Annotated in this window: 13 protein-coding genes; 10 read left to right on the top strand and 3 right to left on the bottom strand. The window is 55.1% G+C overall.

The features are described from left to right. Positions 1-209: 209 nt before the first annotated feature. A complete protein-coding gene (gene mntS / locus FHW74_RS12955) occupies positions 210-332 on the bottom strand; it encodes a manganase accumulation protein MntS (RefSeq protein ID WP_183170837.1) in 123 nt (40 codons plus the stop codon). Positions 333-514: 182 nt separating this feature from the next. On the opposite strand from mntS, the gene mntR reads away from it, so the two are divergent. Both mntR and FHW74_RS12945 read left to right on the top strand, forming a co-directional pair. Further along, on the top strand, positions 515-985 hold the full coding sequence (gene mntR, locus FHW74_RS12950) for a manganese-binding transcriptional regulator MntR (RefSeq protein WP_125292429.1): 471 nt from the start codon (positions 515-517) through the stop codon (positions 983-985). After that, positions 986-2,098 (top strand): SLC13 family permease, encoded by a 1,113-nt coding sequence (locus tag FHW74_RS12945; protein ID WP_183170836.1) that lies wholly within the window; start codon positions 986-988, stop codon positions 2,096-2,098. A 53-nt stretch (positions 2,099-2,151) separates the two neighbouring features. On the opposite strand, the gene ldtB is transcribed toward FHW74_RS12945, so the two are convergent. After that, positions 2,152-3,072, bottom strand: a complete 921-nt coding sequence (ldtB, locus tag FHW74_RS12940; protein ID WP_183170835.1) for a L,D-transpeptidase — start codon at positions 3,070-3,072, stop codon at positions 2,152-2,154. A 211-nt stretch (positions 3,073-3,283) separates the two neighbouring features. On the opposite strand from ldtB, the gene FHW74_RS12935 reads away from it, so the two are divergent. Beyond that, positions 3,284-4,879, top strand: a complete 1,596-nt coding sequence (locus tag FHW74_RS12935; RefSeq protein ID WP_183170834.1) for an ABC-F family ATPase — start codon at positions 3,284-3,286, stop codon at positions 4,877-4,879. 40 nt (positions 4,880-4,919) lie between these two features. Here the strand turns inward: FHW74_RS12935 and FHW74_RS12930 are convergent, their stop codons facing one another. Further along, positions 4,920-6,482, bottom strand: coding sequence for a TerC family protein (locus FHW74_RS12930; protein ID WP_183170833.1), 1,563 nt, complete (start codon positions 6,480-6,482; stop codon positions 4,920-4,922). A gap of 744 nt (positions 6,483-7,226) precedes the next feature. Here FHW74_RS12930 and FHW74_RS12925 point away from each other — a divergent pair. The 7 genes from FHW74_RS12925 to wcaD all read left to right on the top strand — a co-directional run bounded on the left by FHW74_RS12925 (position 7,227) and on the right by wcaD (position 14,798). Further along, positions 7,227-8,366, top strand: a complete 1,140-nt coding sequence (locus tag FHW74_RS12925; RefSeq protein WP_183170832.1) for a polysaccharide export protein — start codon at positions 7,227-7,229, stop codon at positions 8,364-8,366. A gap of 5 nt (positions 8,367-8,371) precedes the next feature. Continuing rightward, complete coding sequence (gene wzb, locus FHW74_RS12920) at positions 8,372-8,815, top strand: low molecular weight protein-tyrosine-phosphatase Wzb (RefSeq protein WP_183170831.1); 444 nt, start codon at positions 8,372-8,374, stop codon at positions 8,813-8,815. A 2-nt stretch (positions 8,816-8,817) separates the two neighbouring features. After that, positions 8,818-10,977: a tyrosine-protein kinase Wzc gene (gene wzc, locus FHW74_RS12915; protein WP_183170830.1), complete on the top strand. Its 2,160-nt coding sequence runs from the start codon at positions 8,818-8,820 to the stop codon at positions 10,975-10,977. A 66-nt stretch (positions 10,978-11,043) separates the two neighbouring features. After that, positions 11,044-11,889 (top strand): colanic acid biosynthesis glycosyltransferase WcaA, encoded by an 846-nt coding sequence (gene wcaA / locus FHW74_RS12910; protein ID WP_183170829.1) that lies wholly within the window; start codon positions 11,044-11,046, stop codon positions 11,887-11,889. A 2-nt stretch (positions 11,890-11,891) separates the two neighbouring features. Then, positions 11,892-12,380, top strand: a complete 489-nt coding sequence (wcaB, locus tag FHW74_RS12905) for a colanic acid biosynthesis acetyltransferase WcaB (protein ID WP_183171015.1) — start codon at positions 11,892-11,894, stop codon at positions 12,378-12,380. Beyond that, positions 12,377-13,594, top strand: a complete 1,218-nt coding sequence (gene wcaC / locus FHW74_RS12900; RefSeq protein WP_183170828.1) for a colanic acid biosynthesis glycosyltransferase WcaC — start codon at positions 12,377-12,379, stop codon at positions 13,592-13,594. Before wcaB ends, wcaC begins: the two co-directional genes overlap by 4 nt. After that, positions 13,569-14,798 carry a colanic acid polymerase WcaD gene (gene wcaD / locus FHW74_RS12895; protein WP_183170827.1) on the top strand — a complete coding sequence of 410 codons (1,230 nt, stop codon included), beginning with the start codon at positions 13,569-13,571 and terminating at the stop codon, positions 14,796-14,798. Before wcaC ends, wcaD begins: the two co-directional genes overlap by 26 nt. Positions 14,799-14,800 lie beyond the last annotated feature (2 nt).

Here is a 14,800-nt window from a genome sequence, read left to right as displayed (position 1 = left end):
TGATTGCAGGGCTGCAAGAAGATAGAGCCTTGTCATAAGAAGATCAACAGGCGCTAACAGTTTGTTTTGAGAGACGGATTACAAAATAGTTAACTGGCAGGGCGCAAGCCACATGCGGCAACAAAAGGAGAAATATTACAGACAAAAAAATTTACAAAATGATGACAGATTCATCACGAGGGACGCTGCCAAACAACAGCCTGACGCCGTTATTTGGCAGGGGCTTTTGGTTCCGGGCGCTTGAAATAATCACACAGTAAATCAATCAGCAGCAAGCGAACCTGGAAAGGGGAGTGACTAAACACGGATATGCACCTCCTGAATTCGTTCATGGCTACCTCCTCGGTTCCGACATCGGTAAATCCATCACTGATGCGAATACATACAGATATAGCACAGGCTATATTGTATAGCTATGGCTAATTCGTTAATTTTTTGTGCTGGCGAGGCTGTGGTTTACAATGAGCGTTACGATCGAGAAAACCGTATCGCGCCACAGTAACGAGGAAGCACAATGAGTCGTCGCGCAGGTAAGCAAAACAGTAAAAAAGTGACGCAATTGGTCAATGTCGAAGAGCATGTTGAAGGGTTTCGCCAGGTTCGCGAAGCCCACCGCCGTGAACTTATTGATGATTATGTCGAATTGATCTCGGATCTTATCCGGGAAGTGGGGGAAGCCCGCCAGGTAGATATGGCGGCGCGGTTAGGGGTTTCGCAGCCGACGGTGGCGAAAATGCTCAAACGGCTGGCGACAGTCGGGTTGATCGAGCAAATCCCCTGGCGCGGCGTATTTTTAACGCCGGAAGGGGAAAAACTCGCCCAGGCGAGCCGCGAACGGCATCACATCGTCGAGCAGTTTTTGCTGAATATCGGCGTCAGCCCGGACACGGCGCGGCGCGATGCCGAAGGCATGGAACATCACGTCAGTGAAGAGACCCTCGGGGTATTCCAGCGTTTCAATGAACAACACGGTCAGGGACACTAAATGCTGCGGCAATTTCTCCGTCCCTTTTTACGCGACCGTTTCTTACACCTCTTATTACTGATTGGCCTGATTGTTAGCTTTTTTGTTCCCTTTGCCCCCGCGCGTTGGCCTGAGGCGATCGACTGGCACACCATTATTACGCTGAGCGGATTGATGATGCTGACCAAAGGCGTAGAACTCAGCGGCTATTTTGATGTGTTGGGGCGCCGCATGGTGAAAGGTTTTGCCAGCGAGCGTCAGTTGGCGATGTTTATGGTTTTCGGCGCGGCGCTGCTGTCCACCTTTTTAACCAATGACGTGGCGCTGTTTATCGTGGTGCCGCTCACCATTACGTTGAAAAAGCTGTGCGGCATTCCGATCACCCGGCTGATCATTTTCGAGGCGCTGGCGGTGAACGCCGGTTCGCTGCTAACCCCGATCGGCAATCCGCAAAATATTTTGCTGTGGGGGCGCTCGGGGATCTCCTTCGCGGCGTTTATCTGGCAGATGCTGCCGCTCGCGGCGGTTCTGGTGCTCAGCTTGCTGGTGCTGTGCTGGTTCTTTTTCCCGGCAAAAGCGCTGCGTTACCAGGCGCGTGAACAGCAGCATCAGTGGAAGCCGCGCCTGGTGTGGAGCTGCCTGGTGCTGTACCTGGTGTTTCTGGCGTCGCTGGAATTTCACCTCGAACGCTGGGGATTGCTGATCGTCGCGGCGGGCTTTGTGATCATGGCGCGCAACGTGCTGGTGAACATCGACTGGAGCCTGCTGCTGGTGTTTATCGTAATGTTTATCGATGTGCACCTGCTGATCCAACTGCCGGTGCTGCGCGATAATCTGCCCGGCGTGACCCAGCTCTCTTCTGGCGGGTTATTTTTGCTGGGCGTTGGGCTGTCGCAGTTTATCAGCAACGTACCGTCCACCATTCTGCTGCTGAACTATGTACCGCCGTCAGTGCTGCTGGCCTGGGCGGTGAATATTGGCGGGTTCGGTCTGTTGCCGGGATCGCTGGCGAACTTGATCGCCCTGCGGATGGCGGGAGACCGTCGCATCTGGTGGCGCTTCCATCTCTGGTCGCTGCCGCTGCTGGTGTGGGGAATGTTAGTAGGGTGGGGGTTACTGACGCTGCTGCGCTAGCGAGGGGCAAAAAAAGAGCGGCTAATCAGCCGCTCTTTTTCGTTAAACAACAATCAGTTCAAACGTACCGGCATACCGGAACGGTTTTGCAGCGCCTGTTCAACGATGCTCTGATCGGAATCCGGCTGAGTGGTCACTGTCTGAACCGCCTGGGTCAGCGTGATCGGCACCACTTCGTTGTTTTCAATCTGAGATTCGCTGGTGGAAAGCGGGTTGTGAACCTCGATATAACGGCTGCCGTCCGGCTCAACGGTGGCTTTCACCGGCTCGTTGATAAACTGCACGCGGGTGCCGACCGGCACGTTCTCGAACAGGAATTTGATATCGTCATTACGCAGACGCACACAGCCGTGGCTCACGCGCAGGCCGATACCGAAGTTGGCGTTGGTACCGTGGATAGCGTACAGGCGACCGATGTACAGGGCATACAGACCCATCGGGTTATCCGGGCCAGCCGGCACCACAGCCGGCAGCGGCTCGCCCGCCGCCGCGTATTCGGCGTGCATCTTGGCGGTCGGTGTCCAGGTCGGGCCTGCTTTCTTACGCTCAACTTTGGTGATCCAGTTGATTGGGGTGTCTTTACCCAACTGACCGATACCGATCGGCAGCACGATCACGGTATTAGAGCCTTTCGGGTAGTAGTAGAGGCGCATTTCGGCGCTGTTGATGACAATCCCTTCATGCGGGGTATCCGGCAGGATCAGCTGCTGCGGGATATTTAAAATGGTGCCGCCTTTAGGCAGGTAAGGGTCCACGCCCGGGTTAGCTTCCGTCATATTGGAAAAACCCATCTGGTACTGCGCGGCAAAATATTCCAGCGGTTCGGTGTTGCCTTCCGGAATGGTGATGACCTGGTTTTGCCCGACAACACGGCTTCCGTCGGTCGGCAGAGGGTAGGTCACAGCATTGGCGGTTTTGCAAAAACCGATCACAGCGAAAGCTGCTACTAAAAGCGTGCGTAATTTCATGTTCATCTTGTGCAGTGTAGTCGAGCCTGTCTCGGCGTTAAATGAGCGATTTCGGGGCGCATTATAGGTGGATTATTGCGCGCTGGGAAATCGGATGTGGATGATATCACATTTTTTTACTTACCCTGCTAAGCATAGCAGGGGCGCTGCGGGGCGATTTAAATTCAGACTTATGGCATAATGCGGCGTTTATCACAATTTCTTGCAGGATATCGTCGTGTTAGTTACCAGCAACGTCACTATGCAGTTTGGCAGTAAGCCGCTGTTTGAAAATATTTCCGTCAAATTTGGCGGCGGCAACCGTTACGGCCTGATTGGCGCCAACGGTAGCGGAAAATCCACGTTTATGAAGATCCTCGGCGGGGATCTGGAACCGTCACTTGGCAATGTGTCGCTCGATCCCAATGAGCGCATCGGTAAGCTGCGCCAGGACCAGTTTGCTTTTGAAGAATTCACGGTGCTCGATACGGTGATCATGGGGCACGGCGAGCTGTGGGAAGTGAAGCAGGAGCGTGACCGCATCTATTCCCTGCCGGAAATGAGCGAAGAGGACGGCTATAAAGTGGCCGATCTGGAAGTGCTGTATGGCGAGATGGACGGCTACTCCGCCGAAGCGCGCGCCGGCGAACTGCTGCTGGGCGTCGGTATCCCGGTTGAACAGCACTATGGCCCGATGAGCGAAGTCGCGCCGGGCTGGAAACTGCGTGTATTGCTGGCCCAGGCGCTGTTTGCCGATCCGGATATTCTGCTGCTCGACGAACCGACCAACAACCTGGACATCGATACCATTCGCTGGCTGGAGCAGGTGCTGAACGAGCGTAACAGCACCATGATCATTATTTCGCACGACCGTCACTTCCTGAATATGGTCTGCACCCATATGGCGGATCTGGATTACGGCGAACTGCGCGTGTATCCGGGCAACTATGACGAATACATGACGGCGGCGACCCAGGCCCGCGAACGCCTGCTGGCGGATAACGCCAAGAAGAAGGCCCAGATCGCCGATCTGCAATCCTTCGTCAGCCGCTTTAGCGCCAACGCTTCTAAATCACGTCAGGCGACTTCGCGCGCGCGTCAGATTGACAAAATCAAGCTGGAAGAAGTGAAGGCCTCCAGCCGCCAGAACCCGTTTATCCGTTTTGAACAGGACAAGAAATTGTTCCGCAACGCGCTGGAAGTGGAAGCCCTTACCAAAGGCTTCGACCAAGGCCCGCTGTTTAAAAATTTCAACCTGCTGATGGAAGTGGGGGAAAAGCTGGCGGTGCTGGGCACTAACGGTGTGGGTAAATCAACCCTGCTGAAAACGCTGGTGGGTGAACTGGAGCCGGAGCACGGCACCGTGAAATGGTCGGAAAACGCGCGCATTGGTTATTACGCGCAGGACCATGAGTATGAATTCGACAACGACCTGACGGTATTCGACTGGATGAGCCAGTGGAAGCAGGAAGGCGATGACGAGCAGGCAGTACGCAGTATTCTGGGCCGTTTGCTGTTCAGCCAGGACGACATCAAGAAGCCTGCTAAGGTGCTGTCCGGTGGTGAAAAGGGCCGTATGCTGTTCGGCAAGCTGATGATGGAAAAACCGAACATCCTGGTTATGGACGAGCCGACCAACCACCTGGATATGGAATCCATCGAATCACTGAACGCCGCGCTGGAAATGTATCAGGGCACGCTGATTTTCGTTTCTCACGACCGTGAGTTCGTCAGCTCGCTGGCGACGCGGGTGGTGGAGATCACGCCTGAGAAAGTGATCGACTTCTCTGGCGGTTACGAAGAGTACCTGCGCAGTAAAGGGATCGAGAGCTAATCTGATGGCTGGCCTGCCCGCGCAGGCCAGCACATCCCGGTCATAACGCCTCGGCAGGCTGCCGGGCGTAAATCATCACTTTCTGGACGCGATGATTGTCCACTTCCAGCGTCTTAATTACATAATCCCCCACCCCGACTTCTTCCCCCTCGGCGGGCACCCTTTGCAGGTACTCCATCAACAGCCCGGCGATAGTGTGGTATTCCCGCTTATCGTCCAGCGGCAGCGGCACAAATTGCACCAGATCCTCCAGCGGCATATGGCCATTGGCAGTCCAGGTACCGTCCTGGTTGCGCTGGATATCGTGGCGGGCGTCGATCTCTTCCACCTCGTTAGGCAGATTCCCGGCGATGGTTTCCATCACATCGCTGAGCGTCACCAGCCCTTCGATAGAGCCAAACTCATCCACCACAAAGGCAAAGTGGGTGCGGGCGTTGCGGAACTGCTCTAGCGCGTGCAGCAGTTGTAGCGTTTCCGGGAACACCAGCGGCTGTTTCACCAGCGCGCCCAGATCGAGCGGTTTACCTGCCAGAGATTGCTGGAGCAGGTCGAGGATATGCACCACACCGAGGATTTCATCGTTTTCGGTGACCACCACCCGGGTGTGCTGATTGCGGTCCAGCAGCAGGCGGATCTGCTCTTCAGGAGCGTTAATGTCGATATGCTCGATATCATGCCGCGAGGTCATAATGCTGCTGACGCTGCGCTGGTTCAGGTTCAGCACCCGGCCAATCATCAGCCGCTCCTGGCGGTTAAATACCGGCACATTGGCGGCATCGGCCACCAGCGAGGCGGTTTGCGCGTCCAGCTCGGCTTTCTCATGTTTACCGCTGATCAGATGCATGACCGCTTCGGCGGTGCGCTGGCGCAGCGACATATTGGCCGACAGGAACCGACGGCGGTTAAACATCGCCAGCTGATTCAGGCATTCAATCATGATGGAGAAACCAATCGCCGCGTAAAGGTAACCCTTGGGAATGGCAAAGCCGAAACCGTCGGCAATCAGGCTGAAGCCAATCATCAACAGGAAGCTCAGGCACAGGATCACTATCGTCGGATGGTTATTCACAAAACGCGTCAGCGCCTTGCTGGCTAACAGCATCAGCGAGATGGCAATCACCACGGCGGCCATCATCACGGCTAAATGGTCGACCATCCCCACGGCGGTAATCACCGAATCCAGCGAGAAAATGGCGTCCAGAATAACGATTTGCGCCACCACCGCCCAGAATTTCGCCCCGCGCCGCTGGGTGGGGTTCTCATGGTCTTTGCCTTCCAGCCGCTCGTTAAGCTCCACCGTGGCTTTGAACAGCAGGAACAGCCCGCCAAACAGCATAATCAGGTCCCGGGCGCTGAAGCCGTGGCCGTACAGCACCACCAGCGGTCGGGTGAGCGTCACCAGCCAGGAGATTGATGCCAGCAGGCCCAAGCGCATCACCATCGCGAGGACAAGACCGGTGATGCGCGCTCTGTCGCGCAGTCCCGGCGGCAGCTTCTCCGCGAGAATAGCGATAAACACCAGGTTATCGATACCCAGCACCAGTTCAAGCACCACCAGGGTGGTTAACCCCGCCCAGATCGATGGATCGGCAATCCATTCCATAGAAAAATTATTACCTGTAGTGAAACAATGAAAGATAACCCGATCATGGTTAATGACGGCGAAAAATGCAATGCGCAGCCTGATGATGAATGGCGCACAGACGCCAGTCGCTGGCTGAACCGAAGAAAAAACGACGATTCGTCACCCACGTGATACCCCCGTAATTAGTCTCTTTATTACTAGGGGTTATTATTTTTCCACGGCCATTATTTTACATTCTTCGATGAAATAAGCCTGAGGATATTCCTAATAATAAATAACGCCAACTTGAAATAATTGTCGTGTCAATGTGAGGCTAATCCTAAAACCTAATATTTGTGGTGCTTCATATTAATCTTAAAAAGCTTGCAGGCGGGTTTACAGGCTTGCCTGACATAATTTTAGCTGCAACAATCTTTGCGGTTATCAGGAGTGATGGGACCTTTTATTAATTGTCATTACGCCTTTTAATCAAACTGCAATAAATAACTTTCGCCAATTCGGATAATTCCAGTTAGCGCAGGGTTCTTCATTAACATTCTGTTTTTACAGTGAGTTGGTAGCTGAAAGCCAGGGGCGGTAGCGTGCCTGAAGGTCATCGGTAAGCATTAATTACGCTGTCGAAATACTTCGTTTAATTAAGTCCGTTTTTAGGAATGATTCCAATTATTTTTATTGCGAAATCCGCGCATGGTTTATCGGCGTGTTGGGAAGCGACTTATTTATCCGACCGGAATTATTACTCTGCCATAGTGAAAATAATCAATGACGAAATCGAGATTAAAATTGATGCCATTATTGGCGTCGGTCGCCTTAATGAGCGGGTGTACGGTGTTACCCGGCAGTAATATGTCGACAATGGGCAAAGATGTGATTCGTCAGCAGGACGCCGATTTTGACCTGGATAAAATGGTCAACGTTTACCCGCTGACGCCGAGACTGGTTGAGCAATTGCGCCCGCGCCCCAATGTCGCGCAGCCGAATATGTCCCTTGACCAGGAAATCGCCCAGTATCAATACCGCGTCGGCCCAGGGGATGTGCTGAACGTCACCGTATGGGACCACCCGGAACTCACCACGCCCGCCGGCCAGTATCGCAGTTCCAGCGACGCCGGCAACTGGGTTCAGCCGGATGGCACCATGTTTTATCCCTATATCGGCAAGGTGCATGTCGCGGGGAAATCCCTGTCTGAAATCCGTAGTGATATTACCGGCCGTTTAGCGCAGTACATCGCTGACCCGCAGGTGGACGTTAATATCGCCGCGTTCCGCTCGCAAAAAGCGTATATCTCCGGGCAGGTGAATAAATCGGGCCAGCAGCCCATCACTAACGTGCCGCTGACGGTGCTGGACGCCATCAACGCCGCAGGCGGCCTGACCGAAAACGCCGACTGGCGCAACGTGGTGCTGACCCATAACGGTAAAGAGCAGCGCCTCTCCTTGCAGGCGCTGATGCAAAACGGCGACCTCAGCCAGAACCATCTGCTGTATCCCGGCGATATTTTGTTCGTGCCGCGTAATGACGATCTCAAAGTGTTCGTGATGGGCGAAGTGAAGAAACAGTCCACGCTCAAAATGGACTTCAGCGGCATGACGCTGACCGAAGCGCTTGGCCAGGCGGAAGGCATCGACCTCACCACCTCCAACGCCAGCGGCATCTTTGTGATCCGTCCGCTGAAAGGCAAGGGCAGCGCCAACGGTAAGATCGCCAATATCTATCAGCTTGATATGTCCGATGCCACCTCTCTGGTGATGGCGACGGAATTCCGCCTCCAGCCGTATGACGTGGTGTACGTGACCACCGCGCCGGTCGCACGCTGGAACCGCCTGATCAATCAATTGCTGCCGACCATCAGTGGCGTTCGTTATATGACGGACACGGCCAGCGATATCCACAACTGGTAACCGTTATGTTCAACAAAATTCTTGTGGTGTGTGTGGGGAACATTTGCCGTTCCCCCACGGCAGAGCGGCTACTGAAACACTATCTGCCCGGGTTTACCGTCGCTTCCGCCGGGCTTGGCGCGCTGGTGGGTAAAGGCGCGGATGAGCGTGCCATCAGCGTCGCGTCAGCCCACGCGCTGTCGCTGGAGGGCCACTGCGCCCGCCAGGTCACCGGGGCGATGTGCCGCGATTACGATCTGATCCTCGCCATGGAAAAGCGCCATATCGCACGGCTGTGCGATATGGCGCCAGAGATGCGCGGCAAAGTGATGCTGTTTGGTCACTGGGATGAAGAGCGCGAAATCCCCGATCCGTATCGTAAAAGCGCCGAGGCATTCGAGGCGGTTTATACGATGCTGGATGATTCCGCCCAACGTTGGGCGCAGGCACTGAAACCTCAGCAGGGATAACCATGACAGCAAAAATCAATGCGACCTCCGCCACCGAAGGCAACGATGAAATTGATATCGGGCGCTTGATCGGCACCGTGATCGAAGCCCGCTGGTGGGTGCTGGGCATCACCGCCGTGTTCGCGCTGCTGGCGACGGTATACGTGATGTTCGCCACGCCAATCTACAGCGCGGACGCGCTGGTGCAAATCGAACAAAACACCGGCAACTCCATTGTGCAGAACATTAACAGCGCGTTATCGGACAAACCGCCCGCCTCAGACGCCGAAATCCAGCTGATTCAGTCGCGGCTGGTGCTGGGGAAAACCGTTGATGATCTCAATTTGGATATCGCCGTCGAGAAAAACAGTTTCCCGCTGTTTGGCGCGGGCTGGGATCGTCTGATGGGCCGCCAGAACGATACGGTAATGGTCGATACCTTTACGCTGCCCGCCGGGATGGCCAAAGCCACCTTTACGCTGGAAGTGCTGGGGCCGCAGCAATACCAGTTGACCAGCGATGAAGGGTTTAGCGCCCAGGGGAAAGTTGGCGAGCCGCTGAATAAGCAGGGCGTGACCCTGCTGGTTAAGGCGATTAAGGCGCAAACCGGCAGCGAGTTTACCGTCACCAAATACTCCCCCCTCGGCATGATCAATCAGCTCAAGAACAACCTGACGGTCACCGAAAACGGCAAAGACACGGGGGTACTGAGCCTGACCTTTACCGGCGAAGACCGGGATCAAATCCGCGCGATTTTAAACAGCATCACCCGCAATTATCTTGAGCAGAACGTCGAGCGCAAATCTGAAGAAGCATCAAAAAGCCTGGCGTTCCTGGCGAAGCAGTTGCCGGAAGTGCGCGCGCGGCTGGACGAGGCGGAAAATAAACTCAACGCCTATCGCCAGAAAAAAGATTCCGTCGACCTGCCGCTGGAAGCCAAAGCGGTGCTGGATTCGATGGTCAATATTGACGCCCAGCTCAACGAGTTGACCTTTAAAGAGGCGGAAATTTCCAAGCTGTACACCAAAGCGCACCCGGCTTACCGCACGCTGCTGGAAAAACGCCGCGCGCTGGAGGACGAAAAAGGGCGTCTGAACAACCGCGTTACCGCAATGCCGGAAACCCAGCAGGAAATCGTGCGCCTGACCCGCGATGTGGAATCAGGCCAACAGGTGTATATGCAGCTGCTGAATAAACAGCAGGAGCTGAAAATCACCGAGGCCAGCACCGTGGGTGACGTGCGCATTGTCGATGCGGCCATCGCCCAGCCCGGGGTTCTGAAACCGAAGAAGGGCTTAATCATTCTTGGCAGCATTTTGCTGGGTCTGATGCTGTCGATTGTCGGCGTGCTGCTGCGCTCGCTGTTTAATCGCGGCATTGAGAGCCCGCAGGTGCTGGAAGAGTCGGGCATCAGCGTGTACGCCAGCATTCCGTTGTCGGAATGGCAGAAAGCGCGCGATAGCGTCAAAACCATCAAAGGCGTCAAGCGCTTTAAGCAGAGCCAACTGCTGGCGGTGGGCAACCCGACGGATCTGGCTATCGAGGCCATCCGCAGCCTGCGTACCAGTCTGCACTTCGCCATGATGCAGGCCAATAACAATGTGTTGATGCTCACCGGGGTCAGCCCGTCTATCGGTAAAACCTTTGTCTGCGCCAACCTGGCGGCGGTGATCAGCCAGACCAATAAGCGGGTACTGCTGATCGACTGCGATATGCGTAAGGGCTACACCCACGAACTGCTGGGCACCAACAACGTTAACGGCCTGTCGGACGTGCTGGCGGGGCAGGGGGATATCGCCGCCTGCGCGCGCCCCACCTCGATTGCCGGTTTCGACCTGGTGCCGCGCGGCCAGATCCCGCCCAACCCGTCGGAACTCCTGATGAGCGAGCGCTTCGCGGCGCTGATTGCCTGGGCCAGTAAAAATTACGACATGGTGCTCATCGATACGCCGCCGATCCTGGCGGTGACCGATGCCGCGATTGCCGGACGCCATGCCGGCACCACCCTGATGGTGGCACGTTACGCCGTTAACACCCTGAAAGAGGTGGAAACCAGCCTGAGCCGCTTCGAACAGAACGGCATTGCGGTGAAGGGCGTGATCCTCAACTCCATCTTCCGCCGCGCGACGGGCTATCAGGACTACGGCTACTACGAGTACGAATACCAGTCGGACAGTAAATAACCCGCGCCCGGCTCGCGCCGGGGGCATTTCGTCATCAACCACTTTTTGACGCCAGGGGAAAGGAACATGGCACATGCGCAACGGCCTTTAATTTCAATCTATATGCCGACATGGAACCGCCAGCAGCTGGCGATCCGCGCCATCAAATCGGTGCTGCGCCAGGATTACGACCATTGGGAAATGATCGTGGTGGACGACTGCTCCGCTTCCTGGCAGCAGCTCAGCGAGTTTGTCGCGCAGCTTAACGATCCGCGCGTCACCTATGTACGCAATGAGGTTAACAGCGGCGCCTGTGCGGTGCGCAATCAGGCGATCCAGCAGGCGCGTGGTGAGTTTATTACCGGGATCGACGATGACGATGAATGGACGCCGGAGCGCCTGTCGGTATTTTTACGCGACGCCCATCGTCTGAACGATCACGCGTTTCTCTACGCCAACGACTATGTCTGCGAAGGAGAGATTTATACCCAGCCGGCCAGCCTGCCGCTGTACCCAAAATCGCCGTGGTCAAGAAAGCTGTTTTACAAGCGCAACATCATCGGCAATCAAGTATTCAGCTGGGCCTGGCGGTTTAAAGCGTCGCTGTTCGATACGTCACTGGCGGCGGCCCAGGATTACGACATCTTTCTGCGCATGGTATTGCGCTACGGCGAGCCGTGGAAAGTCGAGGCCGCGACCCAAATTCTGCATATCAACCATGGTGAAATGCAGATCACCAAATCGGCAAAGCAGTTTTCCGGCTACTTCCAGTTTTACCGCAAGCACAAAGGCATTTTCGATCGGGCCAGCAAAAAGTATCAGCTGTTTACCCTGTACCAGATCCGCAATAAGCGCATGAACTGGCGCACCTGTCTGACGCTGCTGTCACTGCGCAATACCAAACGGCTGGCCTACAGCCTGCGGGGGAAATAATGCTGCTGGAAGACTGCCGCGCTAACAGCTGGAGCCTGCGCCCGTGCTGCATGGTTCTGGCTTACCGCATTGCGCATTTTTGCTCGGTGTGGCGCAAAAAAAACGTTATCAACAATCTTTGGGCCGCGCCGGTACTGGTGCTGTACCGGATCGTCACCGAATGCCTGTTCGGCTATGAAATCCAGGCGGCGGCCACCATTGGCCGACGCTTCACCATTCATCACGGCTACGCGGTGGTGATCAATAAAAACGTGGTGGCGGGGGATGACTTTGTGATCCGCCACGGCGTCACCATCGGCAATCGCGGCGGCGACAGCCTGGCCTGCCCGGTGATTGGCAACGGCGTGGAGCTGGGCGCGAACGCCATTTTGATCGGCGATATCACCATTGGTCATCACGCCACCATCGGCGCGGGTAGCGTGGTGATGGACAGCGTACCGGATAACGCGCTGGTAACGGGTGAGAAGGCCCGCGTGAAGGTAATCAAATGAACATTGTGCAATTTAACGTGCGCCTTGCCGAAGGGGGCGCGGCGGGTGTGGCGCTGGATCTGCATCAGCGCGCCTTACAGCAGGGGTTAGCATCCCGTTTTGTCTATGGCTACGGCAAAGGCGGCAAGAAAAGCGTGAGCCATCAGCAGTTCGCCCAGGTGGAAAAGCACACACCGCGCCTGACATCGGTGGCTAACATCGCGCTGTTCCGGTTTGTGAATCGCGATCTGTTCGGCAACCTGAATGGGTTATACCGCAAGGTCACGCGTACCGCGGGGCCGGTGGTGCTGCATTTCCACGTGCTGCACAGCTACTGGCTGAATCTGGAACAGGTGGTGGCGTTTGCCGAGCGGGTCACAGCCCACAAGCCGGATGTCCGGCTGGTCTGGACGCTGCATGACCACTGGAGCGTCACCGGGCGCTGCGCCTTTCTGGACGGCTGTGACGGCTGGACCCGGGGGTGCGGTAAATGCCCGACGCTCACCAACTATCCGCCGGTTAAAATCGATCGCGCGCATCAGCAAATCGCCGCCAAGCGCTTTCTGTTCCGCAAAATGCTGGCGCTCGGCTGCCTGTTTATCTCCCCCAGCCAGCACGTTGCCCAGGCGTTCAACCAGATTTACGGCGCGGGCCGATGCCAGATCATTAATAACGGCATCGACGTCGCCACCGAATCGATCCTCGCCGAACTGCCGCCGCCGTTGCCGTCCAGCGGCGCGCCGAAAATTGCCGTGGTGGCCCACGACCTGCGCTACGACGGGAAAACCCGCCAGCAACTGGTGCGCGATATCGTCGCGCTGGGGGATAAGGTGGAAGTCCATACCTTTGGTAAATTCTCTCCGTTTGAAGGCCGCAACGTGGTGAACCACGGTTTTCTCACCGATAAACGGCAACTGATGAACGAACTAAACCAGATGGATGCGCTGCTGTTTAGCTCCCGGGTGGATAACTATCCGCTGATCCTGTGCGAAGCCTTGTCCATCGGCGTGCCGGTGATTGCCACCCATAGCGATGCGGCGCGGGAAGTGCTGGAAAAATCCGGCGGTCGCACGGTGGATGAGCAGGAGGTTATCGCGCTGGCGCAGCAAAATCGCGCGCAGATCGCGCAATCTATTTTCGGGATGTCTCTCGAGGCGTTTAAAACCGTAAGTCGCGAGGCCTACAGCGGCAAACAGATGCTGGAGGAGTATGTCTCGTTCTATCAGAGTCTGTAGCTATCTGTTGCTGCCGCTGATTTATCTGCTGGTTAACGTCAAGCTGCTGCAACTGGGTGAGAGCTTTCCCATTACGGTGGTGACGTTTTTGCCGGTGTTGCTGTTGCTGTATGTCGAGCGCATCAACCTGAAGAAGTTGATGATCGCGCTGGGGCTGGGGGCAGGGCTAACGCTATTCAACTATCTGTTTGGTCAGTCGCTGGACGCCTCGAAATACGTCACCTCGACCATGCTGTTCGTTTACATCGTGATCATTATCGGGATGACCTGGAGCATTCGCTTTAAGACGCTGTCACCGCGCAATTACCCTAAGGTGCTGCGGTTGTTTTATCTGGTGACGGCAATTATTGTCGCCATCGCCTGCGTGGAAATGGCGCAGATTATTTTGAGCGGCGGCAGTTCGTTAATGGAGACCATTTCAAAATATCTGATCTACAGCAACAGCTACGTGATGAATTTTATTAAGTTTGGCGGCAAGCGAACCACGGCGCTCTATTTTGAACCGGCATTTTTTGCGCTGGCGTTAATCTCAATCTGGCTATGCATCAAACAGTTTGGCCTCAAAACGCCAAAAGCCGATGCGATGATCCTGTTGGGTATCATTTTTTCCGGTTCGTTTTCCGGCGTAATGACCTTTATCCTGTTTTATTTGCTGGAGTGGGCGTTTAACTACCTCAACAAAAACGCGCTGCGTAAAAAACTGCCGTTGGCAATTATTTCCCTTGCCGTGTTTATGGTGGGGGTGATTTTTGCTTTTCCCTATATCGCAACGCGTATTGGCGATTTAGGGACGGAAGGTTCGTCATCTTATTATCGCATTATCGGCCCGCTGGTGATGGTCGGGTATTCTTTAACCCATATTGATGGGGTGGTGCGTTTCGGTTCGCTTTACGAATATGTGGCCTCATTCGGAATATTTAACGGTGCGGATGTCGGTAAAACCATAGACAATGGTCTGTATCTGTTAATTATTTATTTTTCATGGCTGGCGGTTATTTTAACGGGCTGGTATTTGTGGAAGGTAGGCAAAATGATAACCCGTGCCTTTGGCGATAATCCTAATTTCCGGGTGCAGTTGTGGTTATTTACCCCGATTTCCCTGTTCTTTACCGGTTCGATATTTAGCCCTGAATATGCTTTTTTAATTGTCTGCCCGTTTATTCTGCGTAAGGCTATCGGGCAACCCCACGTGCAGGAGAGATAACA

The organism is Atlantibacter sp. RC6 (assembly GCF_014193285.1).
Lineage (GTDB): Bacteria > Pseudomonadota > Gammaproteobacteria > Enterobacterales > Enterobacteriaceae > Atlantibacter.
Note: the sequence above shows the minus strand (reverse complement) of the source record. Positions and strands in the feature narration are given on the sequence as shown.

What these genes read in the sequence shown, in the direction of transcription:
- mntS (WP_183170837.1), bottom strand. Translation starts at nt 332, where the DNA reads ATGAACGAATTCAGGAGGTGCATATCCGTGTTTAGTCACTCCCCTTTC.
- mntR (WP_125292429.1), top strand. Translation starts at nt 515, where the DNA reads ATGAGTCGTCGCGCAGGTAAGCAAAACAGTAAAAAAGTGACGCAATTG.
- FHW74_RS12945 (WP_183170836.1), top strand. Translation starts at nt 986, where the DNA reads ATGCTGCGGCAATTTCTCCGTCCCTTTTTACGCGACCGTTTCTTACAC.
- ldtB (WP_183170835.1), bottom strand. Translation starts at nt 3,072, where the DNA reads ATGAACATGAAATTACGCACGCTTTTAGTAGCAGCTTTCGCTGTGATC.
- FHW74_RS12930 (WP_183170833.1), bottom strand. Translation starts at nt 6,482, where the DNA reads ATGGAATGGATTGCCGATCCATCGATCTGGGCGGGGTTAACCACCCTG.
- FHW74_RS12925 (WP_183170832.1), top strand. Translation starts at nt 7,227, where the DNA reads ATGACGAAATCGAGATTAAAATTGATGCCATTATTGGCGTCGGTCGCC.
- wzb (WP_183170831.1), top strand. Translation starts at nt 8,372, where the DNA reads ATGTTCAACAAAATTCTTGTGGTGTGTGTGGGGAACATTTGCCGTTCC.
- wzc (WP_183170830.1), top strand. Translation starts at nt 8,818, where the DNA reads ATGACAGCAAAAATCAATGCGACCTCCGCCACCGAAGGCAACGATGAA.
- wcaA (WP_183170829.1), top strand. Translation starts at nt 11,044, where the DNA reads ATGGCACATGCGCAACGGCCTTTAATTTCAATCTATATGCCGACATGG.
- wcaC (WP_183170828.1), top strand. Translation starts at nt 12,377, where the DNA reads ATGAACATTGTGCAATTTAACGTGCGCCTTGCCGAAGGGGGCGCGGCG.
- wcaD (WP_183170827.1), top strand. Translation starts at nt 13,569, where the DNA reads ATGTCTCGTTCTATCAGAGTCTGTAGCTATCTGTTGCTGCCGCTGATT.